At 46.3% G+C, this 26,966-nt stretch carries 21 protein-coding genes; 7 read left to right on the forward strand and 14 right to left on the reverse strand.

The window, feature by feature from the left end; translation table 11 throughout:
- Nucleotides 1-1,845: 1,845 nt before the first annotated feature.
- From lpdA to L3C95_RS17905, 4 genes are all read right to left on the reverse strand, one after another.
- Nucleotides 1,846-3,252 carry a dihydrolipoyl dehydrogenase gene (lpdA, locus tag L3C95_RS17890; protein WP_236389527.1) on the reverse strand — a complete coding sequence of 469 codons (1,407 nt, stop codon included), beginning with the start codon at nt 3,250-3,252 and terminating at the stop codon, nt 1,846-1,848.
- 111 nt (nt 3,253-3,363) lie between these two features.
- Nucleotides 3,364-4,032 (reverse strand): LolA family protein, encoded by a 669-nt coding sequence (locus L3C95_RS17895; RefSeq protein ID WP_236389528.1) that lies wholly within the window; start codon nt 4,030-4,032, stop codon nt 3,364-3,366.
- 93 nt (nt 4,033-4,125) lie between these two features.
- Complete coding sequence (locus L3C95_RS17900) at nt 4,126-6,729, reverse strand: FtsK/SpoIIIE family DNA translocase (protein WP_236389529.1); 2,604 nt, start codon at nt 6,727-6,729, stop codon at nt 4,126-4,128.
- Between the two features lie 139 nt (nt 6,730-6,868).
- Nucleotides 6,869-8,263 (reverse strand): alpha/beta hydrolase family protein, encoded by a 1,395-nt coding sequence (locus tag L3C95_RS17905; RefSeq protein WP_236389530.1) that lies wholly within the window; start codon nt 8,261-8,263, stop codon nt 6,869-6,871.
- Between the two features lie 498 nt (nt 8,264-8,761).
- Between L3C95_RS17905 and L3C95_RS17910 the strand changes: the two genes are divergently transcribed.
- On the forward strand, nt 8,762-8,953 hold the full coding sequence (locus tag L3C95_RS17910; protein ID WP_236389531.1) for a hypothetical protein: 192 nt from the start codon (nt 8,762-8,764) through the stop codon (nt 8,951-8,953).
- A gap of 98 nt (nt 8,954-9,051) precedes the next feature.
- On the opposite strand, the gene L3C95_RS17915 is transcribed toward L3C95_RS17910, so the two are convergent.
- The 3 genes from L3C95_RS17915 to L3C95_RS17925 form a co-directional block, all read right to left on the reverse strand.
- A complete protein-coding gene (locus tag L3C95_RS17915) occupies nt 9,052-9,444 on the reverse strand; it encodes a DUF423 domain-containing protein (protein WP_236389532.1) in 393 nt (130 codons plus the stop codon).
- 577 nt (nt 9,445-10,021) lie between these two features.
- A complete protein-coding gene (locus tag L3C95_RS17920; protein ID WP_236389533.1) occupies nt 10,022-10,531 on the reverse strand; it encodes a shikimate kinase in 510 nt (169 codons plus the stop codon).
- A gap of 18 nt (nt 10,532-10,549) precedes the next feature.
- Nucleotides 10,550-11,233, reverse strand: a complete 684-nt coding sequence (locus L3C95_RS17925) for a 4'-phosphopantetheinyl transferase family protein (RefSeq protein WP_236389535.1) — start codon at nt 11,231-11,233, stop codon at nt 10,550-10,552.
- A 97-nt stretch (nt 11,234-11,330) separates the two neighbouring features.
- On the opposite strand from L3C95_RS17925, the gene dcd reads away from it, so the two are divergent.
- On the forward strand, nt 11,331-11,867 hold the full coding sequence (gene dcd / locus L3C95_RS17930) for a dCTP deaminase (protein ID WP_089836719.1): 537 nt from the start codon (nt 11,331-11,333) through the stop codon (nt 11,865-11,867).
- 378 nt (nt 11,868-12,245) lie between these two features.
- On the opposite strand, the gene L3C95_RS17935 is transcribed toward dcd, so the two are convergent.
- Nucleotides 12,246-14,225 carry a hypothetical protein gene (locus L3C95_RS17935; protein WP_236389537.1) on the reverse strand — a complete coding sequence of 660 codons (1,980 nt, stop codon included), beginning with the start codon at nt 14,223-14,225 and terminating at the stop codon, nt 12,246-12,248.
- 19 nt (nt 14,226-14,244) lie between these two features.
- A complete protein-coding gene (locus L3C95_RS17940; RefSeq protein WP_236389538.1) occupies nt 14,245-15,693 on the reverse strand; it encodes a DUF1080 domain-containing protein in 1,449 nt (482 codons plus the stop codon).
- Between the two features lie 232 nt (nt 15,694-15,925).
- Between L3C95_RS17940 and L3C95_RS17945 the strand changes: the two genes are divergently transcribed.
- The 3 genes from L3C95_RS17945 (at nt 15,926) to L3C95_RS17955 (ending at nt 19,455) form a co-directional block, all read left to right on the forward strand.
- On the forward strand, nt 15,926-18,136 hold the full coding sequence (locus tag L3C95_RS17945) for a TonB-dependent receptor (RefSeq protein WP_236389539.1): 2,211 nt from the start codon (nt 15,926-15,928) through the stop codon (nt 18,134-18,136).
- A gap of 558 nt (nt 18,137-18,694) precedes the next feature.
- Nucleotides 18,695-19,264: a DUF6934 family protein gene (locus tag L3C95_RS17950; protein ID WP_236389540.1), complete on the forward strand. Its 570-nt coding sequence runs from the start codon at nt 18,695-18,697 to the stop codon at nt 19,262-19,264.
- A 5-nt stretch (nt 19,265-19,269) separates the two neighbouring features.
- The gene (locus L3C95_RS17955; protein ID WP_236389541.1) at nt 19,270-19,455 is read left to right on the forward strand and encodes a hypothetical protein; all 186 of its coding nucleotides are present in this window, start codon (nt 19,270-19,272) and stop codon (nt 19,453-19,455) included.
- A 184-nt stretch (nt 19,456-19,639) separates the two neighbouring features.
- Here L3C95_RS17955 and L3C95_RS17960 read toward each other — a convergent pair whose 3' ends face one another.
- From L3C95_RS17960 to L3C95_RS17970, 3 genes are all read right to left on the reverse strand, one after another.
- Nucleotides 19,640-20,851, reverse strand: a complete 1,212-nt coding sequence (locus L3C95_RS17960; protein WP_236389542.1) for a multiheme c-type cytochrome — start codon at nt 20,849-20,851, stop codon at nt 19,640-19,642.
- 69 nt (nt 20,852-20,920) lie between these two features.
- Entirely contained in the window at nt 20,921-22,102 is a 1,182-nt protein-coding gene (locus L3C95_RS17965) for an AAA family ATPase (RefSeq protein WP_236389543.1), read from the reverse strand.
- The gene (locus L3C95_RS17970) at nt 22,017-22,727 is read right to left on the reverse strand and encodes an RNA ligase family protein (RefSeq protein ID WP_236389544.1); all 711 of its coding nucleotides are present in this window, start codon (nt 22,725-22,727) and stop codon (nt 22,017-22,019) included. The genes L3C95_RS17965 and L3C95_RS17970 overlap by 86 nt, the downstream gene beginning before the upstream one ends.
- Nucleotides 22,728-22,937: 210 nt before the next feature.
- Here L3C95_RS17970 and L3C95_RS17975 point away from each other — a divergent pair, with 210 nt between their 5' ends.
- The gene (locus tag L3C95_RS17975; RefSeq protein ID WP_236389546.1) at nt 22,938-24,314 is read left to right on the forward strand and encodes a glucoamylase family protein; all 1,377 of its coding nucleotides are present in this window, start codon (nt 22,938-22,940) and stop codon (nt 24,312-24,314) included.
- A gap of 111 nt (nt 24,315-24,425) precedes the next feature.
- Here the strand turns inward: L3C95_RS17975 and L3C95_RS17980 are convergent, their stop codons facing one another.
- On the reverse strand, nt 24,426-25,577 hold the full coding sequence (locus L3C95_RS17980) for an acyltransferase family protein (RefSeq protein WP_236389548.1): 1,152 nt from the start codon (nt 25,575-25,577) through the stop codon (nt 24,426-24,428).
- A gap of 178 nt (nt 25,578-25,755) precedes the next feature.
- On the opposite strand from L3C95_RS17980, the gene L3C95_RS17985 reads away from it, so the two are divergent.
- Nucleotides 25,756-25,947, forward strand: coding sequence for a hypothetical protein (locus L3C95_RS17985; protein WP_236389549.1), 192 nt, complete (start codon nt 25,756-25,758; stop codon nt 25,945-25,947).
- 75 nt (nt 25,948-26,022) lie between these two features.
- Here L3C95_RS17985 and L3C95_RS17990 read toward each other — a convergent pair whose 3' ends face one another.
- A complete protein-coding gene (locus L3C95_RS17990; RefSeq protein WP_236389550.1) occupies nt 26,023-26,859 on the reverse strand; it encodes a DUF1080 domain-containing protein in 837 nt (278 codons plus the stop codon).
- Nucleotides 26,860-26,966 lie beyond the last annotated feature (107 nt).

Genomic DNA, 26,966 nt, shown 5'->3' on the forward strand with positions numbered 1-26,966 from the left:
GTCATTGCTGGATTTTCAATTTTTGATTACTCGGGTAACACCGGGTGTGCCCGGTTGTAGATTTTCGACTTTTAGTGCTTGACTTTTATCGTTTAGATTTCAGTTGCTCGATATCAATATTACAACTTTCCATGATACTCAGAAAATAAAACTTAAATGGAAATTAAAGAACAGGGATTGGCGAACTTTCGGCGGGTATCTTTATGCAGAAAGGTGTGTGGGATTACGTAATTGTTCCGAAAATCTTGCCTTATGCCTTTCCGGATTGGTGATACCTCGGTTTCAGGCTGGGATCACTGGCTGTAGGTCTTTGAAGTTCCTTGCTATTGAGCGGTGGCAGGTCGTATTTGGCTATTGAATATGGATTAAACCCCTGTCAAACGTGGCAGGCGCTTCAAACAATTAAGTGATTATACTTATTGGCTTCCGCTTATATTCATTAGTGCCGTAATGTATACCTTCCGGATTGGTGATACCTCGGCTTCAGGCTGGGATCACTGGCTGTAGTTCTTTGAAGTTCCTTGCTATTGTGCGATGGAAGGTCGTATTTAGCTATTGAATATGGATTAAACCCCTGTCAAGCGTGGCAGCGCTTCAAACAACTAAGGCCAGTGATTCCCACCTGAAACCGTTATACTTATTGGCTTCCGCTTATATTCATTAGTGCCGTAATTGCCGTAATGTATACCTTCCGGATTGGTGATATCTCGGTTTCAGGCTGGGATCACTGGCTGTAGTTCTTTGAAGTTCCTTGCTATTGTGCGATGGAAGGTCGTATTTGGCTATTAGATATGGATTAAACCCCTGTCAAGCGTGGCAGCGCTTCAAACAACTAAGGCCAGTGATTCCCACCTGAAACCGTTATACTTATTGGCTTCCGCTTATATTCCGAGCTCCGGGACATATGTCTTTCTGATGAACGATACAGTGAAATAGTGATATATATATTGGCCACCCTCCTGTCAATTGACTCCTGTAATGTATGATGGCAGATTGTCGACGGTTATGACAAAATGATCGTCAGGATAAGCGGAGATATACGAGATAATCAACAGAGACACACCTTTACTGCTATTTGAAATACAATTATGCAATGGGTTGGGTAAAGGGGGCATTCAGATTGGGACCTATGCAATTCAAAGCGTCGTCAATACAATGGAGGATAGTGTTTAAGGATTAAAAATGTGGTCGCTATCCGCCAAGTAGTCCGCCTGGAGGGAGCGGCGGTTCCAGGTGAAGATCACTGGCCTTAGTTGTTTGAAGTGCTGATGCGAATTACCAGGGGTTTTATAGATATCCAACAGCCAAATACGACCTCCCACCGTTCAACGACAAGGAACTTCAAAGAACTACAGCCAGTGGTCCCACCTGGAACCGAAGCAATATTATCTAACAAAATCATGGACAAAAGGTCAACACAATCAACAATACGATCTCCCACGCTCAACGACAAGGAACTTCAAAGAACTACAGCCAGTGGTCCCAACTGGAACCGAAGCAATATTATCTAACAAAATCATGGACAAAAGGTCAACACAATCAACAATACGACCTCCCACCGCTCAATGGCAAGGAACGTCAAAGAACTACAGCCAGTGGTCCCACCTGGAACCGAAGCAATATCATCAGCAATTCATAGACAAAAGGTCAGACATAATCAACAATATGATCCAACGACAAGAAACGTCAAAGAACTACAGCCAGTGGTCCCACCTGGAACCGAAGCAATATCATCAACAAAAGGAACAAACAGCCAAAGCTCCTAATTTAGCCTGAGCTTCTACAAGCAAAACAAAAAGCCCTCCTGCAAAGCAGAAGGGCTTCGAATTATAGAAGAATGAATTATTACAGGTGAATTGCCTCGCCATAAGCAACCTCGATAGCGTCTTTTACAGATTCGCTCATGGTCGGGTGCGGATGGATAGAGTTCAGCACTTCCTGGTAAGTGGTTTCCAGTGTGCGGGCAGTTACAGTCTGTGCGATGATTTCGGTAACGTTAGCACCGATCATGTGTGTACCCAGCCACTCGCCGTATTTAGCGTCGAAGATCACTTTAATGAAACCTTCAGGAGCGCTGGCTGCAGTAGCCTTACCGGAAGCAGAGAATGGGAATTTACCAACTTTCACTTCGTAACCAGCTTCTTTTGCAGCTTTCTCAGTATAACCTACAGATGCAATTTCCGGAGCACAATAAGTACAGCCAGGAATGTTCATATAGTCGATAGGCGCAGGTTTATGTGCGTATTTCTTTTCGTTGTAAGCGATCGCTTCCACGCAAACGATACCTTCTTTAGAAGCAACGTGCGCCAGCGCCTGACCAGGCACCATGTCACCGATGGCATATACGCCCGCAACATTGGTCTGGTAGTATTTATCAACCAGTACTTTACCCTTGTCAGTTTTAACACCTAAAGCTTCCAGACCCAGACCTTCGATGTTGGCAGCGATACCAACAGCGCTCAGTACTACGTCTGCTTCCAGGAAGATCTCGCCGGTAGCAGTTTTAACTTTAGCTTTCACGCCTTCACCTGCAGCTTCAACAGCTTCAACGGAAGCGTTGGTCATGATCTCAATACCTTTCTTCTTGTAGATCTTTTCCAGTTCTTTAGAGATATCCTCGTCTTCAACCGGAACGATACGCGGCATGAACTCGACGATGGTCACTTTAGTGCCCAGGGTTGCATAGAAGTAGGCAAACTCAACGCCGATTGCGCCGGAACCTACAACGATCATGGATTTAGGCTGTTTTGGCAGTACCATTGCTTCACGGTAGCCAATTACCTTTTTACCATCTATTTTCAGATTAGGCAGTTCACGGGAACGTGCACCTGTTGCCAAAATGATATATTTTGCATCATGTACGGCAGTTTTACCATCCTTGTCAGTTACTTCTACCTGACCTTTGGATTTCAGCTTACCAGTACCCATCAGCACCTCGATCTTATTTTTCTTCATCAGGAACTGTACGCCCTTGCTCATCTTATCAGCTACACCACGACTACGCTTGATCACAGCGTCAAAATCAGCACTACCCTCGCCTACGTTAATTCCGTAAGTCTTGGCGTGCTGTATATATTCCAGAACCTGTGCAGACTTCAACAATGCTTTCGTGGGAATACAGCCCCAGTTCAAACAAATACCGCCCAGGCTCTCTCTTTCAACGATTGCCGTCTTAAATCCCAGCTGAGAAGCACGGATAGCAGCCACATATCCACCAGGGCCACTACCAATTACGATTACGTCGTATGCCATATTGCTTAATTTTAATTTAAACTTGCCAAAGGTAATAATAAAATGGAAAAAGCCCGGCCAAAAATAGCCAGGCTTTTCTTTGTCTTCGGTTGCGAAGATCCATCAATATTTTTAGCGGAGGTCTACCACTTCTACACCAGGATACTTCTTAGGATCGAAGCTGAAAGTAGCGTCTGATACATTCGTATTAGGTGTAAAGCTGGTGATCTCGTATGTATAGTGGTTGCCGTTCTTTTCGAAAACCTTCATTTTAGAGATGTTCTGGTTCTTTTTGTCGATAGACACGATCACTTTGAATACGTTCTTTGACTTGTCTGTAGGCGTCATCTCGATATTCTGCAGCACCTTACCTTTTTCAGTAGTTTCACCATCCAGGCGGTACAGATAGTCTTTATCGTAGAAGTTAGTGAACAGTTTAGCCGGTGACAGGGAAGAACTGTTAGGATCTACAGTATTGATTGTTACCTCGTTAGCATCTTTTGCGTATGTCCAGGAAGTTTTGTTATCACTGATGATCTCCTGGCCGTCCAGGTTCACTTTATATTTAGCACCTTTCATGTAAACGGTGCCTTTTTTAGAATCTGTTACACTATTGTTTGCACCTTCTATTTTCAATACAAAATTGGCCACCACTGATTTCAACTGTGAAAATTTCTTGCTTACACCGTCCAGGATCACTTTCGCCTTGGGATCATTCTTACCCAGGCTACCTTTGGACTGAGCCATTCCATTCATTACTACTCCGCCTGCTAATATGGCCAATAATAAAATTCTCTTCATTTTTCGTAAGTTTTGTTTTCTGCTGTTAGTAAAGACAAATGTTATGCCGATACCTGTCTATCTTTCGTTAATATAAAGCCAAATGTACTACGATCAGCCGAGATCGTTCAGGATCTCTTCGAGATCGGCCTCTGTCTTGACATTCACCTCCCTGGCCTTGCTACCCATATTAGGTCCGACGATACCGGCTGCCTCCAGCTGGTCCATCAGCCTTCCGGCCCTGTTATAGCCAAGTTTCATACGGCGTTGCAACAGAGAGGTAGAGCCCTGCTGGTTCTGTACAATAACACGGGCTGCCTCTTCAAAGAGCGGGTCCCTGTCCTGCAGGCTGATCTCTTTGCCCTCCATTTCCTTCTCATCCACATATTCCGGTAGCAGGTAGGCTTCAGGATAAGCCCGCTGCTCACCAATATATTCCGCCACTTTCTCCACTTCAGGCGTATCTACAAAGGCACACTGCAAACGTACCAGCTCACCATTGAAGGATACCAGCATGTCCCCCTGCCCGATCAGCTGTTCTGCCCCTCCAATGTCCAGGATGGTACGGGAGTCGATCTTCGAGGAAACCTTAAAGGCGATACGCGCCGGGAAGTTGGCTTTGATGGTACCGGTAATGATGTTAACAGACGGACGCTGGGTAGCGATAATGAGGTGAATACCTACCGCACGGGCCAGCTGGGCCAGACGGGCGATCGGCATTTCCACTTCCTTACCGGCAGTCATGATCAGGTCGGCAAACTCGTCGATCACCAGCACCACGAATGGCAGGTAACGGTGTCCCCTTTGCGGGTTCAACCTTCTCTGGACGAATTTGTGATTGTATTCCTTGATATTACGGGTACCAGCCTCTTTCAGGAGATCGTAACGAAGGTCCATCTCAATACAGAGTGCGTTGAGGGTATGGATCACCTTTTTGGTATCGGTAATAATGGCTTCCTCCTCTCCTGGCAGCTTGGCCAGGAAGTGTTTTTCTATCAGCTTGTAGAGCGACAGTTCCACCTTTTTAGGATCTACCAATACGAACTTCAGCTGAGAAGGATGCTTTTTATAGAGCAAGGATACAAGTAATGTATTGATACCCACTGATTTACCTTGTCCGGTAGCACCTGCCATGAGCAAGTGCGGCATTTTAGCCAGGTCAGCGATAAAGTTCTCATTATCAATCTTTTTACCGATAGCAATGGGCAGTTCCATGCTGCTTTGCTGAAACTTCTCAGAGGCCAGCAGATTCCTGAGCGATACGATACTCTTCTTCACATTAGGCACCTCGATACCGATGGTACCCTTACCGGGGATCGGCGCAATGATACGGATACCCAGGGCCGAAAGGCTCAGGGCGATATCATCTTCCAGGTTCTTGATGCGGGAAATGCGCACACCGGCGGCGGGTACGATCTCGTATAAAGTAACGGTTGGTCCTACGGTGGCACTGATCTTCTGGATTGAAATATCGTAGTTCTTCAGGGTGTCGATGATCTGGTTCTTGTTTCTGTCCAGTTCACTGGCATCCGTTACGATCTTTTCGGTACTGTGGTTATCCAGTAGTTCCAGGGACGGGTATTTATAATCACGCAGGTCGAGGGTAGGCTCGTAAGGATCCATCTGAACGGGCTGTCTTACGGGCTCTTCTTCCATTTCATCTTCCGCTTCTTCTACCGGAGGTTTGATCTCCCAGGCCACATCTTCCGTATTCGGCTTCTTCCTGCGGGAAGATGTCTGCTCGACGGTTTCTTCTATATATAATAATGGTCCGGCATCTTCTTCCTGTTCCTCCACTTCTTCTTCCTCTTCTACTTCTTCCTCTTCACCGGCTGACAGATTTGCAGGAGGTATCAGGGTGATAGATGCATCACTGCGCTCAATAAGCTGCATTTCAGGCAGTTCGGTATTTTCTGAAGGAGGCGGTATTACTGAAACACCAGATTCCCTGAGTCCATTTTTCTTCCGGGGTTCCTTCGCATTAGCAGCCGGCTGTTGCGGCGTAACGGCAATTACTGCAGGTTCAGGAACCGCAGCAGGTGCTACTGCAGGTTTGGGTTTAGCTTTAAACTGCTGTTCCAGCCATTTGAAATCGTAGTTGTATTTCCAGATCAGCCAGGATAAACCAGCCACAAGCAGGAGTAAGGCAGCCCCGGCCCTTCCCAGGAAGCCGATCAGCCAGGTATTGACAGCGTCACCCATAGCTCCTCCCCAGGGGAAGTCGGATAACATGGATACGAAGGCTGCGGTCGTACTGATGAACAGCAAACCAAAGAGGATATATTTAACATTACGCCAGATGCGGAACACACGACGGCCCACCACAGCGTTGACACCAAGGACAAAAAACAGATAACAAAACAGGTAGGAAGCTATACCGAACCCTTTGTAGAAAAACCAATGGGAGACGAAGGCCCCTAACCTCCCGAGGAGGTTTTCCACCTTCACGCTATCCATGTCCATCAGCAGCAAGCTGGCTGAATAACGGAATACCTTATCCTGGTCTTCTTCCCAGGTAAAGAGATAAGATGTAAACGCGATAAAACAGTAGAGCGACAACAACAGGCATATTACCCCCAAAACCTTATGGGTCCTTTCATCTTTTACCAGTTCTTTTACTTTTACCTCTACTTCCTTGTCCTGCTTAAGTACGTTGGGGTCGTTGCCTCGAGGTTTCTTACTCTCCGGTTTTTCTGTTTTCAGTTTATTTTTAGACATACATTATAGCGCTCCAAAATTACGGTCGCTCTTCGATATATTAAGAATTTATTTTCAATTAAGAATCAGTAACTAAGGAACCGGGAATTCATGTATTCCCCGTCCGCTGTCCCCCTGGTTCTCAATTTGGGTCCAGCCATTAATACAACAACTGTACCCATCTTGTGATAAACTCCAATACTGCCGGGTTTATTGTCTCGTCCAAAGTGCCATATTCTTCCAATGTACAGGACTCACAACGCTGGAACAGGTGATTCAGCCCTGAAAAGCTCCTGATCGTAACCAGTTCATTTCCACCTTTTACCAGTCCGCTTTCCAATCCTTTCAGGTTGGTGGTAGCGTCTGTGATCACGTCTTCACTCCCGTTTATAGCCAGTACCGGGCATTTTATCTTCGCGAGATAGGTGGCAGGATCGTACTGGAGGAGGGACAACGCTTCGGCTTTATTGTCAACGGCATAAGTCGCTTCTATGAAGTTTTGCCGGCCGATTGTATTGGTGCTATCCCCAAAGTGATTATAGAGGGCCGACAGCTCTGCATAAGCCTTCCGTTGTCTTTCGGCAGGATCGGCAGTGAGGCCCATCACGTTCAGATAACGCTGGTAGCTGGCTACATATGCCTCAATATGGTTATCTTTTTCTCCGAGCATCTTTGCTACCTGCGCCAGTTTACGGTTATAGTACTCCCTGCCATCAAGTCCCGGGGAGGCCATGGTGATCATAAAAGCGATCTTCGGATCGCCGGCGGCAACGATCTGGGCTACTACCCCTCCTTCACTGTATCCTAATAGTCCGATGGCGGCAGTATCTGCATCGTTTCTCTTACGCAGCCAGTTAACAGCGGCTTTCACATCTTCGGCGAAGTTGAAAATACCGGAGGAATCGTAGTTGCCAGTGCTCTCTCCTACTCCGCGGTCATCAAACCTCAACGTAGCGATGCCATGTTTTACGAGGTAGTCGGTGAGCACGGCGAATGAGCGATGGTCGAACTGTTCGTTATCCCGATTCTGCTGACCAGTGCCGGAGATCAGGACGATGACAGGATATGGGCCTTTCAGGCCTGGCTTTGTGAAGGTTCCGCTCAGCAGGACTTTATCAACCGGGTTCACGAATTTCACGTCCTGCACTTCATATGCAGGGTGCTCGGAGGGGTCCTGCGGACGGGTCACGGGAAGGTCTTTGACCTCATCCCTGGAGAAGTTCAGGGCGGTGCGGTTCCCGACCTGTTCGAAGTGTCCTTCGTAACGGTTGCGGATACTGTTCCAGTAGCCGGTGTATTTGAAGCTGATATTTTTAATGACGAATGTCAGGGTGTTACCTTTTACATAAGCTGTGTCCAGCGCGATGTCGTCGGCTGCGATGTCGGGGCTTTTCAATCGTCCTTTAAGTTGATTTCCCTGGCGCTGGAGTTGTAATTGCAGGCGTTGTTTCTGGCCTTGCGGATTTGTAAAAACGCCGTACCAGTTGCCGTTGATTTCCTGTGCTGTCACTGTTCCTGCGAGGCTGAGGCAAATGATAATCAGGTATTTGAACATGCTTGTTGTTTTATTGTTTTTTCGTGTGCGATTGCTTGTTGCAGTACCGGACATCCATATTGCATTTCGGATATCGCAACATGTGCTGCCGACTGCGTGTACTGTTAACATCCGCGTTGCATTTCGGATATCGCAACGTGTGCTGCCGACCGCGTGTATTGTTGACATCCAGGTATCGCAACTTGTGCTGCCGACTGCGTGTATTGTTAACATCCGCGTTGCATTTCGGATATCGCAACATGTGCTGTACCTGCTTGGTTGGATGTCGATGAAGCAGTGTCAAACGTTTCTGCTTCGGTATGCTATGGAGCGACATCAAACATTTCTCAACCAGCTAAGGCACATGTTTACGATATCCTCATTCCACCGGACTGACAACGTCGTTATTGTCGCGTTACTGTTCAGATGTTGTTTATTCTACCAGGCGGACAATGTCGTTATTGTTGTGTTCTTATTCAGACGTCTCGTATTCCACCAGACTGCAACGCCGCTATTACTGTGTTACAATTCAGACATCTGGTATTTCACCAGATTGACAATGTCCTTATTGCCGTGCTGCTATTCAGACATCTCGTATTCCATCAGGCTGACAATGTCCTTATTGTCGTGCTGCAATTCAGACATCTTGTATTCAACCAGCGTCACAACGTCGCTGTTACCGCATTACTGCTGAGGCGTATCGTTCCGTAAAATTACAGGGGCTAAGCCATAAGCCAGCCCCTGGATAGTTAAGTGTATGCTAATATTGTTAATACTTTCTGGAATGCCTTATTATCAGGCGCCATCGGCTACTTCTTCAGGAGCGCCAATAAAAGGCAGATCCAGCCGGCAATGAAGAATAAACCTCCAATTGGTGTAATGATCCCTATTTTGCTCAGTCCCACTGTTTCAGTAGCCTTTATCATTGTTAGGACATATAAAGAACCGGAAAAGAGTATCACTCCTATAAAGAAGCAACGTCCCGCCCATTCCAGCAGATTAGCGCCTGCGGGGAAGTGGATAAACAAAATGCCTACCGCCAGTAATGCGAATGTGTGATAAAACTGATAGGTCACGCCTGTCTGAAATGTGCTTACTGTTTCCGGTGGAACCAGTTCCTTCAGCTTGTGAGCGCCAAATGCGCCGAGTGTTACGGCCAGAGCGCCCAGTACTGCTGCGATGATGAGAAATCCTTTATGCATTGGTATATTGATGTTTGATTATTTAATGCAACAAATTAATGACAACAAATTGATGCAAAAAATGATTGATATCAACAATTGGACATCGTGGTTTATTAATCTTCCAGTTGGTGTAACCGGCTCTAAGCCCCTTACGTCTATAACTCGTCAGTACAACCTGTCAATGAAGCAACCCATCGCGGAGTGCCAACCTTATTACACAATTCAGGCGGCTAACCCATATTACAATATTCCCGGGAGGGCAACTTTCTGCGACTATCACCTGGGTATAAATCCGCCGGACAGCCAACGATTACAGGGTACCAACCGTATTACACAATCCAGCTGTTTAATCGGTGTTATCAGGCGGCCAACCATTGCGGGATGTCAACCGTGTTGCACATCCGGGTGCTTAGTGTTTAGCCTATATTAACCAGCGGCCAACCATTGCGGGATGTCAACCGTGTTACACATCCGGGTGTTTAGTGTTTAACCTATATTAATCAGCGTCCAACCCATAATAGCCCGGAGAGACAACTCTCTGCGATGACGACCGGTATAAATCCGGTGGAATTTCACCGGGCGGCGCACCACATAACTAAGCTTTGATATCCAGGCGCTGTGTAAAGGAATCGAGAGTAATGGTCTCAGATTCGGCAATGGTGATCTGGGCCTGTTCGTAGAACGGTACGCGTTCTGCCAGCTTCTTTTCTACGAAGTCGAGCAGTTCATCGTCGGCCAGGTCCTGAATGAGCGGACGTTTGGACTTCTTACGTTTCAGGCGCTCAACGATCAGCGACAGGCTTGGATTGAGCCAGATGGTGGTACCATTGTTATTCATGATATCCATATTATCCTGGAAGCAGGGTGCACCACCACCACAAGAGATGAGGAAGTTTTCGTTGCGGGAAAGTTCCTTCAGCCAATAGTTCTCCTGCTGGCGGAAATAATCTTCTCCTTTCGTGGCGAAGATGTCGCTGATGGACATTTCTTCTGATTCGACGATCACGTCATCGAGGTCATAGAATGGTAACGACAGATGTTCTGCCAGTTGTTTGCCCCAGTAAGTCTTGCCGGCGCCCATAAAGCCGAGTAGAAAGATTTTCAAATTGACTGTTTTTAAACATTAATGTCCTGAGTATCCTGAACGGGCCGTATCTGCGCTTTCCGCCCTGACAGCTGAAAGGTCCTCAGATCCGTTTGTCCAGGTTAAGCATAACCCGTCTTCCATCAGATATTGCAAATATAACCGTGCAATTTTATCCGCTTTGTTAAAATTGCAGGTAAGGAAGCCTTTCTGCAGGAAGATAAAGGGTGCAAGTTGCATATTTTCTTTAAAATCAACGCTTCCCAGTCCATACCACTTAAAAACAGCCTCTTTAGCGCTCCAGCAGATGGTTTTATGGGATAACGTATGTACGGGATCGATAAAAGCCTCTTCCGCCGCTGACAAAAACTTGTGCGATACCGCTTCTATCTTAGGTTTTATCTCTTCTATGTCAATGCCTACCGCACTGTCACTGCTCACGATCGCAGCCACGTTATCACCACAATGGGAGATGGAAAAATGCAGGCTGTGGCTGTCCAGGTAAGGCTTACGGCTCTGCATCACCTGAATTTTCTCAACCGGGAAACCCGGATATAGCACCTGGAGCAGATACCTGCCCGCAAAATGCTGTAAACGCTTGTGCGGGTGGTGAATGGCCGGGGAAATATTGACCTTCCCCCGGAAGAATTCCTCCTCCTCTTCTATTTTCCACACCCCCAGGCGGCTGCCGGGATTGATTTGTATGGTACGTATTAATGGCATATCTTGCCAAATTAATGCAAAAAGCTGAATGCAGAACGCATTAAACACGGAAGCATACTAACACAACTATTTACTACTAACTAATTTTACCCGATCTATGATCCTGTCAGACAAAAGGATATTGGAGGAAATTGAAAAAGGCACTATCGTTATTTCGCCTTATGACCGGAAGTATCTCGGCACCAACTCTTACGATGTACATCTTGGTAAATACCTGGCCACCTATAAGGACAGGATACTGGATGCCCGCGCCCACAACGAAATTGAACACTTCGAGATCCCAGAAGAGGGATATGTGCTGCAGCCCGGTACCCTTTACCTGGGTGTGACCCTGGAATATACCGAAACACATGCCCATGTGCCTTTCCTGGAAGGTAAGTCCAGCACCGGCCGCCTGGGTATTGATATTCATGCCACTGCCGGTAAAGGCGATGTGGGCTTCTGCAATACCTGGACGCTGGAAATCTCCTGCGCCCAACCCGTACGCGTGTATGCCGGTATGCCAATCGGACAGCTGATCTATTTCGTGGTGGAAGGTGAAGTGGAAACTTTCTATAATAAGAAAGGCAATGCCAAATACAATGGCCGCACCATTAAGCCAGTAGAAAGTATGATGTGGAAGAACCAGTTCTGATTATTTCTGAGAAAAGGTAATGGCCGGATAATGGCGACACCCATTGAACTGGTCGAAGATGACAAAGTAAGGCGCCAGTTCTGATCAGTTTAGAGAAAATACTATCAATAAAACAGATTAAAAAGGCCCTCGGAACTATTCCGGGGGCCTTTTTTTACCATCTCGATATTGAATTTCAACCAGTTGATGTAAAAACACATTTCCGGTTTGCTGTTTATATGGCTTTGACATGCCTTTGACATGCCTTTACCATGCCTTTATCCTACCCCTTCTCCTTTCCTGTACCGTGCAAAAGCGATGTTATTTTAACTGCTTGCTGGCGCTCTCACTTAAAGGGGTAAAAGCAACGGCCGGAGATGATCCGGCCGTCGTAATATCTTATTTCAATGAGTTGATCCAGTTTGCAATTTTCAATGCATCGGCACGTGGTACCTGCGGCATTGGCGGCATTTCTGTTGCGTAATCAGGCCAGTTCTGTGGCTTCGGATTAGCAAGCAGTTTCAGGATCTGCTCGGCAGAATATTTACGTTTGGCAACATCTACGTATGCAGGTCCTACCTGACGCTTGGTAGCGTTGTGGCAGGCCAGGCAGGTATATTTTGCCAGCAGTGGTTTTACTTCATCGTAAGTAGGCACTTTTGCAGCAGCTGTTTTTGCAGCGGTAGCGCCTTTTGCAGCAGCATCTTTTGCAGTAGCCTTTCCTTTATCTGCGGCAGCAGAAGCAGCTGCGGTTGATTTAGCGGAATTGAATGTGCTTGCCTGGCTTAAAGGCAGCTTATCTCCTTCCGGCAGGTTGTGCAGCGTATAGTAACCGGTTGGGTGTACCAGTGAATAAGAGTTATCCTTTTCACGCACGCCTTCCAGGGTAATATTGTGTACATAATCCAGACGCAGGCTGTCTACGATGAGTCTTACCTTCAATCCATCTTCAGATACTTTCACACCCTTCACCGGACATTTTGCGATGTTCACCATTGGGCTTCCGTATACTGAATGGTATTTGTAAGTGAAGCTTTCTACTGAGTAAGAAGCCAGATCTTCTGCAGATTTCTTATTTACCGGCAGGGTGAATTCGATCTCAAAACCATCAGGTTTGGATCTGATCGTCTTCATTTCAAAAGGCATCTTTTCATTCCATACCAGACGCTGTAAACCTTCGTTGGCTTCACCGGCAGAGCCCCAGCCACGGTTGGTTTCACCCACGAACAGGGTTGAACCATCTTTCGCCCATGCCATACGCAGCACACCTGACTGGAAGCCGTTACGGAAGTCGAAAGACACACCCTGGTATTCACCTTTCACCTTTTCCATTACCACACGCATGATCTTACTCTGTCCCTGGTCGCCCACCAGCAGCTGGCCGGCAAAAGGACCAAAAGAACCTTCAGGGATCTGAACGATCTCGGAGTTGGAGATCCCCTGGATACCATGCGGCAGCACTACGGCAGGCAGGCGCAGTTCAGGGATCTTCTTCTTCACATCCATCAGTGTCACGAAAGGCGCAGTCACACTGTTCTCAGGCTTAGTGTATCTGCCGTTCGCATCTTTAGGACGGCCTTCGTCCACAAAGGAGAAGAAACGCTCCTGTGTCAGTTTTACAGGGGAGTTAGCTTCTTTCGTCCAGCGTAAACCGGCAGGGTGGCCGATGAAATCGCCCTGTTTTACCTGCCATACACCACCGGAACCGAACCAATCGCCCTGGTTATCTGTATAGAACAATTCACCGTTGATCATACCAAGACCGCATGGAGAGCGGAAGCCGGTAGCATATGGTTCCATATGTCCGTCGGGGAAGATGTGCATCATCCAGCCTCTCCAGGGCACACGGCTTTCACCACGCCACCATTCCTGGTTACCGAAAGCAACGTTGCCGGATACGAAGAAAGAGCCGTCAGGAGCGATCTTCGGACCGAAGCTGTATTCATGGTAGTGACCGGACAAGGGCCATGCGAATACGGTTTCGTATACATCTGCCTTACCATCCATATTGGTGTCTACCAGTTTGGTGAGCTCACCACGCTGTGCGCAATAGAAGGCGCCGTCTTTCCAGACGAGACCCAGTATTTCATGCAGACCGGAGGCAAATTTGCGGAAGTAAGGTTTACGGCTTGTAGGATTTTCTACAACATATACATCACCACGACGGGTAGATACACCCAGATCACCATTTGGCAGTACTGTCAAACCGCCAACTTCCAGCAGGGTACCTTCCGGAGAAGATACCTTGAGTATCTTATAAAAATCTTCTTCTTTAGGCGTTTCCTGGGCACGAACCCCGGAAGTCACACCCGTTGCCGCGGCTATCAGCAGCGAATACAACGTGGTCTTTTTTATGAATGCCTTATAAATGTTTTTCATTTGTAATAGTCGAAAGGAATTAGAAAAGGATGGAATAGCTCAGTTTACCGTGTACAGGAACGATCAGTTCTTTTGTTGCACCTGCTTCACGAATGACAGGTTTCTCACCACCGGCATCATCCACCTGGAGATAATAAGATTTTCCATCTATAACATACAGATCCTTTGAAGGTGTTTCAATGGTACTACCTTCTGCAAGTTTAGCATACAGTCCTTCAACAGGAGTAGCTACCGTCAGTTCACGGCGGATGCCATGTCCTTCAGGCAGCACGCGCACTACGTCAGATACTGCGGCGCCATATACCTGGTAACGGAACGTAGGCAGATCATTCTCATCCAGCACATAACCTTTGGGACGGTAACCTGTACCAGTGGTGTCGGTCGTCCAGGCGGCCTGTGGAGAAGACAGTTTACTCAGGGTGAAGAATGGTTCGCCAAGCAGCTGTACAGTACCACGTGGGCGGGAGCAGCCATTTCCTCTTTCGTGCCACATAGGTGTTGCATCGAGGAATTCGCCGCGCCAAACCTGTGCTACCATGCCTTTGTCGAGATCGTAGGTGTAATGCACCTTTTCAGGAGAGCCGACAGAAACAGCGTGTACTACGCGTTTATTGTTCTTTACATCCATGAAGCTGCGCAGGATAGTGTTTACCGGCGCATCCACAAGGATAGGATCTGTCATCCTGTTATTTTCATTGCCAGTGCGGTCCTGGCCGGGTTTGTTGATAGTGATATTGCGGAAGGCAACAGCGCCATGATCGCCCTGGAAACGGAGCGGACCCGTTGCTTTTTCATCGCCACCACCAATAGAACCGCGGGTAGGGCCCATCAGTTCTACGTTCTCATGGATGGTCACACCGTTCAGTTCCACCAGCAGCATACGCGCGTTGGCTGTCTTTTTGCCGGAAGCATCAAAACGGGGCGCCTGGAAGGAGATCTTCATATGCTGCCACAGGCCCGGGGCACGGCTGGCATTCACGCGCGGAGCGTGGCCATCGTATCCCTTCTGTCCTTCAGGACGGCTGTCGTCCCAACGTTCGTAGATACCACCATTGCCGCCTGCTTTAGGCACTTTGGTGTTCCAGCTGTCCAGTAACTGGATCTCATACCTGCCCTGCAGGTAGATGCCTGAATTGGAACCGGGCGCCATCATGTAGTCCAGTTCAATATCCACATCACCATATTCTTCGGTGGAGAAAAGGTCTTTACCGGGACGTTTTTTGTCCGGCATGTTGAATAACACCCCTGTACCCGCTACAGCGTCCAGTACATGCGGGTTGTCGAGTTTTGCGGAGGCATCACTGGTAATACTCCAGCTCTGTCCTGGCTCGCGGAAGGCAGATAGGTCCTGCAATGGCAATTTGCCTGACTGCGCGGCAACCGGATGGGCAACTGCCATTCCTATACCATAGAGGCACAGAAAACCCATCAGAGACCGGCTTGCATGATTCTTCGATCTAAGTAACATAACGTTCAAATAAGATTAAGTCAAAAGTGGAATAATAGAAAGTTGAGACCTTTTGACGTGCGCTAATATAGAGATAGTTTGTCGCGGACACAAGTTATTGAAAGAGAATTTGGGATGAACGGAAATATTTTATGGCCGAAATATTAAACAGATTGTTAACCATTTTTTTACTTTTGCCGTTTGGCCTTGTCTAATATACTTCTGACTATTAACCTAAACGACACATCTCTATATGCGAAAGATCTTTACATTGATCCTCTCATTATGCACCATTAATGCCTATTCACAAAGCTACAGCGGCACGGTATCCGATCGCGAGAAGCGTCCATTACAGGAAGCGACCATCTATAACCAACGCACAGGCGCTCATACACATACCAATGAAATGGGCGCGTTCCGGCTAAAGGACGGTCAACAGGGAGATACATTGAAGGTATCGCATGTTTCCTTTAAGACGCAGCTGGTAGTACTCGATAAATTATTCCAGCAGATTATACTGGAACCATCCAATCTTGAACTGAATGAAGTGGCTATCACTTCCTCCATCAAACATCTGAACCTTATATCGGATATTGATCTTAAGACCAATCCTGTCAAGTCGTCCCAGGAACTGCTGCGCAAAGTGCCCGGCCTGTTCATTGGTCAGCATGCAGGCGGCGGTAAGGCTGAACAGATTTTCCTGCGTGGATTTGACATTGATCATGGTACTGATATTAACATCAGTGTAGATGGTATGCCGGTCAATATGGTCAGCCATGCACATGGACAAGGGTATGCAGACCTCCACTTCCTCATTCCTGAGATTATTGAGAATATTGACTTTGATAAAGGCCCATATCATGCTGATAAAGGCAATCTGGCGACGGCAGGATATGTGGCTTTTAAAACAAAAGAAAGACTTGACAACAGTAACATTACCCTGGAAGGTGGTAAATTCAATACCTACAGGACCATGGGAATGTTTAACCTGGTGAATAATGATAAACAATCTGCCTATGTTGCGGCTGATTACCAGCTGACAGATGGTTATTTTGTTTCTCCGCAAAACTTTAACCGCATCAACCTGATGGGTAAGTATACTGCCTACATGGAGAATAATGATAAATTGTCTGTATCAGTTTCCCACTTCAAGAGTAAATGGGATGCCAGCGGACAAATACCGCAAAGAGCTGTGGACGCAGGACTGATCACACGTTTTGGCGCTATCGACAATACAGAAGGCGGCAACACCCAACGTACCAATGTTAACCTTCAATATCTCAAACATGTGGATGCAAATACCTTTGTGAGAAGCACAGCTTTTTACAGCCGTTATGATTTTGAGCTGTATTCCAATTTCACATTCTTCCTTGAAGACGCTGAGAACGGCGACCAGATCAGGCAGAAAGAAAACAGGAGTATTTTCGGTTTTGAATCGGAATTGAACAGGAGTTTCTATCCGGGAGAAAATCCGCTTGAACTTAAAGTAGCGGCGGGTTTGCGTAATGATGATGTGAATGATATTGAGCTATCTCACACTGTGAACAGGAAAACAACATTGGAACAGCTAAAGCTGGGTGATGTCAATGAGACTAATTTATATGCTTATGCCAGCGCTGAATATAAAGCTGGTAAATGGTTGATCAATCCGGCAGTGCGTGTTGATCATTTCAAATTTGATTATGTCGATAAACTGATGCCTGCTTATGCCACGCAAACACAGAGCAAATCTATTGTAAGTCCTAAGCTGAACTTCTTATATAATCCTAACCACAAGATCCAGTATTTCCTGAAACTGGGTAAAGGATTTCATAGCAATGATACCCGTGTTGTAGTAGCAGAAAAAGGACTTAAAACATTGCCGGCAGCTTATGGTGCAGATCTCGGGCTGGTATGGAAACCGGTGTCGAAACTGGTTGTGAATACAGCGCTGTGGTATCTGTTCCTGGAGCAGGAGTTTGTGTATGTAGGCGATGCAGGTATAGTGGAGCCTGGTGGCAAAACCACGCGTAGAGGAATTGATCTGGGTGCCCGGTATCAGTTAGGGAAATGGATCTTCATTAATGGCGACTTTACTTATACACACGGCCGTTCCAATGATGCAGCGAAGGGTGAGGACCGTATTCCATTAGCACCGGTTGTAACAGTTGCAGGTGGTGTCAGTATTCATCATCCTTCAGGTATAAATGGAGGCATCAATACAAGGTACCTGGGACATCGTCCGGCTAATGAAGATAATAGCATTGTAGCCAAAGGATATTGTATAACTGATGCGAATATCAGTTATCAGTATAAGCAATTCACTATCAGCGTGATCACGGAGAACATCTTTAATACGGCATGGAATGAGACGCAGTTTGCAACAGAGAGCAGGTTAAAGGATGAAGCAGCGCCGGTAACGGAGATACATTTCACACCGGGCACACCGTTTAATATCAGGGGGACGCTGAGTTACAGGTTCTGATCTGGCAGTGAATGACATTTTCAGGGGTTAAACTAAAAGCAAAATTTGCTTTAGTTTAACCCCTGTTTTTATTTTTAAGGTTCACACTTCACAACTGTTCATTTTGTTCACTTTCTTGTAATCTACAGCCATGACATTCATTTTGCCGCGGTTACTGCGTAATCTTGGACGCCGTTTAAATTGAACAGGCAGATGCATTTATGGAGAGCTTAAACAGAGCTTTTAACAGAATTCCGTAAAAGAGCCAGTCACGGGACGTAACAAAATGAGACACTATACCCCCTAACGAATTGAACCTTATCAGGCAACTGGTAAGGTTTTCCTTTTACGCCGAAGTTCCAAACTTCACGCTTTTCATTTTGTTCACTTCTGATAACTTTCAACCATTACATTTTCTTTGGTTACTGTTAACTAGTCATTAACTCATTTACCAATAAAAAAATTGAATTTCGATCTTATATGGCATTATTCGTTGCCATGTAAAATTATACATCTGTTCTATCAATCTCTGGTATGTGTATTTACATAGTTAATCCACAACTTTTAAACAGAGATAAAATGGCAAATGCAGTAAAAATCAACTTCGACGATGTTTATGATATTAACATGGTATCAAATGAAATGACATTAGCAAGTTTTGAAACAGAACTTACAGATGGAAGTAAAAAAAAGTTACTGGTAGAAATAAGTCCTAACGCACACGAGTTAATGCCCAATGTCTACAATCTGGCCTTCGGTCCATCGGATACAAACGGCGAAATTGATGATAAAGCGCAGATAAAACATAAAGACTATTCAAAAGTCTTTTCCACTATTCTTTTGCATGCCCAGATATATCTGACTGACCATCCCGATCATTACCTGGGAATTGATGGCTCCAGCAATTCGCGAGCTTGGCTATATTATCGATTTATTCTAAGCAATTTTGACTATTTAAGCACCTATTTCGAGATGAGAGCTATGAAGTATTATGTAAGAATAACGAGATTTGGTAAATATCAATATGAAAATCCATTCGATTTCAAAGACATCAAATCCGATTTCGTAAGAATTACGAGAGACAGTCCCTGGCATCCCGAATTTATGTATAACTATTTCATTTTTTCCAATAAAGATCAATTAAACTAATTAACATGAAAGATCCAAAGGTAGAGGAAAAGATTCAAGCCTTAATTGCACAAGCCAAGGCAACGGGTAAAACAGTTAAGATCAGAGTGCCTGCACGTCGTAGATCATCACTAAGTCAGATCATTAGAACTAAAGAACAGGCAGATGCATTTATGGAGAGCTTAAACAGAGCTTTTAACAGAATTCCGTAAAAGAGCCAGTCGCAGGATGTATCAAAAATAAACGAACAATCTGCCGCTTTATATGACTAGCTGGGGCCGTCAGGAATCTGAATAAAAGAAGCTGTCACAATATGAAGTGCCCGCAAAAGTTGTTTAACTTTTTTTGGGGGCACTTCATATTGTGACAGCCTCTTTTATATCTTATAGCATCCCCTCATCTGATCTTCTCCACAAACCTCTTCGTCGCATCCTGATAAACATTCACAAAATGCGTACGCACCATATCAGCTTCCGCTGTTGATGCATTAGCCAGTTTCAGCATGATCTTCTTTGATGGCAACAACGGCATATGACAGTCAACACAATTATTTGCCAGTACTATTCCCGTAGGTGCTTTATAAGAACAGGAATCATGGGCAACACCATTTACATTGTGACAACTGATGCAGCGCTGTGAGAATGCCGCCATATTTTGCCGCTCGCTGACATGTACATTATGACAAGACGAACAATCCAGTTCTGCCATCATCTTAAAACATCTACAGGCGGTCAGCAGGCCGTACTGGTTACCATGCACGTCCAGATTTCCTACCGTGTCAACATCGTAATTTGGTGTAGAAAAGTCATCCAGTTTTTGTCCTACTACAAAACTAAAAGCAGGTTGCGTATGTTTTCTTAACCCCGAATGGCACTGAGCACAGGCATCCAGACGTTGCTGACGGGAAAGATTTTTCGTATTGATAATATTATTGGCAGTCTTCACCTCCGGATGTTGTGTATGGAATGCGACATGCGCAGCTCCGGGACCATGACATCTTTCACAATCGACGCCATACAGGAGCGTTTTTTTGTCAAACACGGTACTTCCATCTTTCTTTTCTTTTGCTTCAACGTAAGTGGCATGGCATTCAAGACAGGTAGCAGGAATTGGTCTGTCAAAGCGGATGTAGTTCTCCGAATACCCCGGACTATTGCACCAATCGTTGGCAGGTGTATAGTACGATACCGGCAATTGAAACAACCTGTTCCTGTCCCAATAAAGATAGGTCTGCCCTTTCCTTCCTGAGCCGATCACAACACCAAACTCCCTTTGTTCGGTCGGAAAACCATTCATGTAGGCCGTTTGCAGGAAAACATCTTTCTTCTTTTCCAGTTCCACCACCATCCATTTGTTATATACAAACTGATTTTTACCGGGTGCAAAGCTGCCTTTAATACTTGCGTCGTCCGGCAATGCAGAGGTCAGGAAATGGGCTGTATGGCGACTATTTTTGAAGATCTCACTATGGCAGGAGGCACATGCTGTCGATCCGGCAAAGGTTGGGGGTGCTGATACAGATGATACAGGTCCGGGATTGAAGGCAGCGCATATAATACTGCCTGTGAATATCACAGATACAATTATTAAAAATATGAGACCTTTCATTGTTACTGTATGATCCTATAAGTAACAAAGAAAAGGCCGGTAAGGTTACACCTCCGGCCTTCTTTTCTCTTAGCGCACATGATAAATTACGTCATGCGCTTCTGTCACATCCGGGATCTCCAGTTTATTGATGAGCTTCTGCATGGCATTATAGGGCACGGTTGCTTCCCTGTTCCCGTTCTGCCGAAATAGCTCCTTATAAGGTACTTCCACATATACGACCGTAACGCCCGCATCATACTGCATACAAAGGGCTATCAATTGTTCCCGCATCTGGTGGGTAGTATTGGTGGCATTCCAGACAAACGAACGCTTATTCCTCAGGTACACTCTTGCCTGTTCTTTAGCAGCCTGTACTACTTTTCCTGTACCGCTTTTATCAGCGGGGCTAATCTTCATCTGCGTGCGGATATCGTCTAATGAGATGATCTCCCAGTCCGGCTGCCGGTAATATTTCTTCACATAAGTATCCTTACCGGCACCGGGTAGTCCGCTCATGATCACTACCTGCACTGCAGGTGCTTTATAGGGTACATAACCCGGTGCAGCATCTCCTTTCCGGAGGTAATGCATGCGGGCCTGTGCATTCTCAAAAGGCCAGGGTGTTCCCCAGCACTGATGCTCTTTACAATACTCCTCGAAGCAATCAATGCGATACAACAGCTCAGCAGTGTCAGGTGCAATGCGCCCGACCATATCAGCACGTGCCAGCAGGGCGAGGTGCTGTGTGTTTACCTGTAATGACGCATGAATAATAGTACGCAGCGGATCTCTTCTTTCCAGCAACCATAAAGGCAAACTGTGATATTTCACCAGTTTGGTGATCTGTTCGCGGATATGGAAAGGCGTTGCGATCTCCTTATACAGTATCTGCCGGGCAGTTCCCTCTCCTTTCCGTGCATGGCCTGCGGAAGTGACACGGCCATCCAGCTCTGTAATAGTTGTACTGCGCTTCTCTACATCGTGCAACAGTGCAGCGGCCCAGAGGATCTCTTTGTCCTGCGGAGATAATGCCTGATATGCTGATTGTTCCTGTAATGCGGTCAACACCATTTGCGTGTGAATGGCCACATTACCTTCCCCATGGTGTATGGGGTCCTGTGGTACGTGCTGCATATCGCCTACCCAGTCGTACGTCTGCTCAAGATATGACCATGATTTATTTTCAGTGATTGTCCACATATTTACCTCCTTCATGCTGAAGGGCTGCACGACGCCAGTTACGCGTCCAGTGCGCGTCAGTTTTGACATGCCCTTTTCTTACATATTTAAATACATTTTCTGCGAATGCATGTACCGGAAAACCGGCTGCATTACGTGTAACGATCCCTTCCATGGTAGCAGGCGTACCGGTGGCAGCGTCATACGCATTAAAACTACCGGGGCCTTTTACAATGTTAAGTATGTCACTTTCAAAATCAGCCTTGACCAATGGTGCCTGCAACTGTTGAATGACCGGTACAGTGGGCAGATCGAGCATAGCGGCATAAAAGCTGGTCTCTTCCCAGCTGAGCCAGCGGTCATGTTCTCTCACTGCAAACACATAGAAATGATGGTCCAGATCTTCGTATGCAATAGAATGTACGGCATACAGGTTCTCCAGGAATATCTCCAGGTCGCCCAGGTCATTTTTTATCAGCTGCCAGTAACGGCGCAGACTTTCTGTCCACGGAGAGGTAGTGGGCGCTACATGAGAGCGCGCAAACACACCATGGCGGGACAGGCAATTATTTTCACCGTCCAGTTTTTCCGTGTGCACCAGTGCAGGAATGGCCGAGATATACTGCCAATAATCATGCTGAATGCGATCATCGCTGGTAGTGCCCGGCGAGAACGGAAAATGATAGGTACGGCCATATTTTTCTGAAATAGCCATATCGGGGTATTTTGATTAAAAAAAAGATTCACAGGCCATTCCTGCAGAACGCAGGTGGCGTAGTTAACAATAGTATGCCTGTGATATTACATGACGCAAGGTTTGTCAGTTTTTTTTAATAATTGCACGCAAAGGTAAGTATTTCCGTGAGATATTCTACGACTCTTATACGACAGCATATAGTCGTCAAAAAAACACTAAATTACGTTTATGAGAAACTTGCTATTCCTCTGCCTGCTTGGAGCAATAGTTCCGGCGGTAATGTCATGTGGCAGCCCTTCCACCCGTCAGCTGGCGAAAGACAGTACAGCTGTTGATACCACTGCCTTATCCACAGATTCTATATTCAATATTGTTGAAGAGCGTACGTTCCAGTACTTCTGGGATGGCGCCGAACCTGCCAGTGGTATGGCAAGAGAACGGTATCATGTGGATGGTGATTATCCTGAAAATGATATGAACGTTGTTACGTCTGGCGGCAGCGGCTTTGGGGTGATGGCTATCCTGGCGGGCATTGAACGGGGTTATATTACCCGTCAGCAGGGACTGGAACGGCTGACAAAGATCGTATCCTTCCTTGAAAAAGCCGATCGTTTTCATGGCGCCTGGCCACACTGGATGTATGAAGAGAACGGAAAGGTAAAGCCGTTCGGACAAAAAGATAATGGCGGCGATCTTGTCGAAACGTCTTTTATGATCCAGGGACTGTTATGTGTGCGTCAGTATTTTGCTACAGGTAACGATCAGGAAAAGGCGCTTGGTGCCAGGATTAATAAACTATGGGAAGATGTGGACTGGAGCTGGTACAGGAACGGTAAAAACGTGTTATACTGGCATTGGTCGCCTAACTATCACTGGGAGATGAACTTCCCTGTAACAGGTTATAATGAATGCCTGATCATGTATGTGCTGGCAGCATCCTCTCCCACACATAGTGTTCCCGCAGCAGTATACCACGAAGGATGGGCACGTAACGGCGCTATCAGAGATAGCATCAAAGCGTATGGCTATACGCTCACATTATCGCACAACTATGCAAAACAATACGGAGGGCCCTTGTTCTGGGCACACTATTCCTACCTGGGACTTGATCCGCATGGTTTAAAAGACCGGTATGCTGACTATTGGGAGCATAATACCAACCAGACGCTGATCAATCGTCAATGGTGTGTAGAGAACCCTAAAAAGTATAAAGGCTATGGTCCTGATAGCTGGGGACTGACCGCCAGTTATTCTGTGAACGGATATGCCGCACATGCACCAGGCGAGAATACTGACCTGGGTGTCATCTCTCCTACCGCCGCGCTGTCTTCCATGCCTTATACGCCGGAATATTCCAAACAGGCAATGGTTCACTGGTATAAGGACATGCGTGATAAGACATTTGGTAAATACGGCTTCTATGATGCTTTCAGCGAAACAAACAACTGGTTTCCGCAACGATACCTGGCTATAGACCAGGGGCCGGCGGTTGTGATGATGGAAAACTACCGTAGCGGTTTGCTGTGGAAGTTATTTATGAGTTGCCCGGAAGTGAAATCAGGGTTGAAGAAACTGGATTTTGAAAGTCCATACCTGAATAAATAATATCAGCGGGACGGCGCAACCATAAGCATCCGCCCCGCTGATAATTCATCTCTTGCAGAAAAGTAGCCTGTTAACATCGAACGTTATGTAAACAGTTATAAGATAACTATTCTACACCTGAAGAGAATGTCGCTTAACAGGCGCCTTCTTCGGAGACAGTACACGTTGCCTGAGTTTCAGGAAAGGCTTTTCAATGATCCTGTTCAATAACAATGCAGCCAATACAGAAGTAATCGAGCAGATGATAAACATCACAGTACTGTTTTGCTCTATCCCTATGTTTCCCACCCACAACTGCGTCAGGTGTATTACACCTTTATGCGAGAGATAGATACCATAAGACAGCATTGCCAGTGTTGCAGTAAAACGCAGCTTCTTTTTATGCAGGAAACTGTTTTCATTTACTGCACCGGCTACCATAGCGCCATAACCGATAGCGATCAGCGGGAAGCCAAAGACAGACGCGTAGAAGTTAGCAGGATCCACACAGAGGAACCAGGCGCCTGTTAAGAGTACCAATCCAATCAGCAGTAATTTATTTCCCAATGCCATGATCTTTTGTTTTACAGCCGGCAGGAACTGAAAGATGGCAGCGATTGACACGCCGGTAAGCAATCCGTCAAGACGTGTAAACGTAGGGTAATACATCCACATGTACCAGGTTACCCAGTAGTTGTCTGCTCCCATAGTTGGTTCCACCAGCACGAACCAGCAGAACAGCCTGATTGCAAATCCTCCTGCGAATAAAATACCGATCAACCAGGGACCTATCTTCAATGCTTTCCAACGCACAAGCATGATCAGTATGATAGGCAGCAGGAAGTAGAACTGCTCTTCTATGCACAGTGACCAGGCGTGCGAAAAAGTACCTCTCTCCTTCAGGTGCAGACCGATATTCTGCGTAAAGGTGAGGAACTTCCAGAGTGGAGGCAGGGCCTCTTTCTCCCGGAAGGCTGGCACCAGGAAATACAGTGACAACACTGTAAGATATGCGGGGATGATCCTGAAGAACCGTTTGAGGAAAAACTCACGGAAAGAGATCTGTTCATTGTTGCTGATCTGTGCAAACAATTGCGATGAAATAAGGTAACCACTCAGTACGAAAAACAGGTCTACACCTGTCCATCCGAAACTGCCAATCGTATCTATCCATGCCGGATGTTGGAAGATGCTATAATGGTAAATGAAAACAAATGAAATAGCGAAGGCGCGCAGGTGGTCTAATCCCGCAAAGTGCTTACCGGGTGCTGGTATCTGTGACATGAAAAAGGGGGACTGCGGATTTTGTTTTGCAGGCAACAAAAGTAAGGAGTTCCTGACATCTTTCGGACGACATTTATGAGCGGTTTTATAGCGGGATGATCCGGTGAAAGTGAGTGAGGATACCTACCTTGTAACGGCATGTATTTTGTTCCTATAACAGTGGATTAAAACAAACAACATGAGACAGATAAGATTCCTTACTGTGGCGTTAGGATTGTTGTTAGCAGGAGCGAGTTGTGTACCACCTCACCATCCTCCTCCACCGCCGAAGCCACCAGGAAGACCCCCAGCCCCGCCACATCCGGGTGGCGCTGCCCAGTTTAATACTCCAGACACCGGCCTCCAGAAAGCAACGGTGGTAATGCATTAACAGAGAAGGACCGGGCTTCAGGGATTTAAGCGAAGACGGACTCGCCTTTCATTGCTGACTCCCGGTCCTTCATGATTATTTTTTTCGCTTTTGTAGTTTCCGCAGGATTGCTTCCAGCTTTACCGGATCATTCACATATGGCTCCAGGTCGAACAGTTCTACTTTCCTGAAATCGACCGGATGGCTTTCACTTTGCAGAGAGATAGAGCCTTCTGTCAGCAGACGTCCTGCCTGCGTCAGGGTACTATCAGCATTCATTACATTCCCGCCCCCGCTTTGTGGTTTATTGTATACAATCACAGTATCACTGAATACAAAATGTTTGATCACGGAATCGCGCAGTACCAGTGCTCCTGCCCGTACCCACTGTTCCCCATGATAAGTTTTAGAGGTGGAAGAGATACAGTGGTCGGTGATCAGTTTCCCATTCATTACCACATTCGTACCCGGCGTACAAAGATTGGCGGTAGAACGCGGATCTTTCCCATTACCGCCTAAGAGCTGTTCTTCCAGGGAGATGGGGAAATCCTGGTCTTTGCCCATACTGGCAGCAGATTGTCCGTGCAGCATTATCCCGCTGTTACGCGTTGCCCATCCCGGGCCACCAGCTACCTGTTCTCCCACAAAGCGGTATTCCACCATGATGATATAAGCCGAGAAATTCTTTTTATAAAAGATATGGCCGTATTGTTCATTAAAGTTGGTGTACTGATCATAACGTACTTTCAGCAGACCGTCTTCTACCCTGAAAGTGTTGCCATAGTTCTCATTCAGGTCATGCCCTTTGATCTTAATGTCCCAACCTTTCAGGTCCTTTCCGTTGAACAACTGGAGCCATCCATCAGCCTTTTTTTTCTGGGCCATTCCTGTAAGTGTCAGCATCAGCAGTCCACACGTGAATAGTTTTTTCATACGTCAGTAATTTATGGCTTTAAGATAGGGAGTAAACGGTAATTATTTCTTCCGAATTTTCACAGAACGGACTAAGAGGCAACAAAGCAGCAGCATTATCTGTTTCT

This window comes from Chitinophaga filiformis (assembly GCF_021646545.1).
GTDB classification, from domain to species: domain Bacteria; phylum Bacteroidota; class Bacteroidia; order Chitinophagales; family Chitinophagaceae; genus Chitinophaga; species Chitinophaga filiformis_A.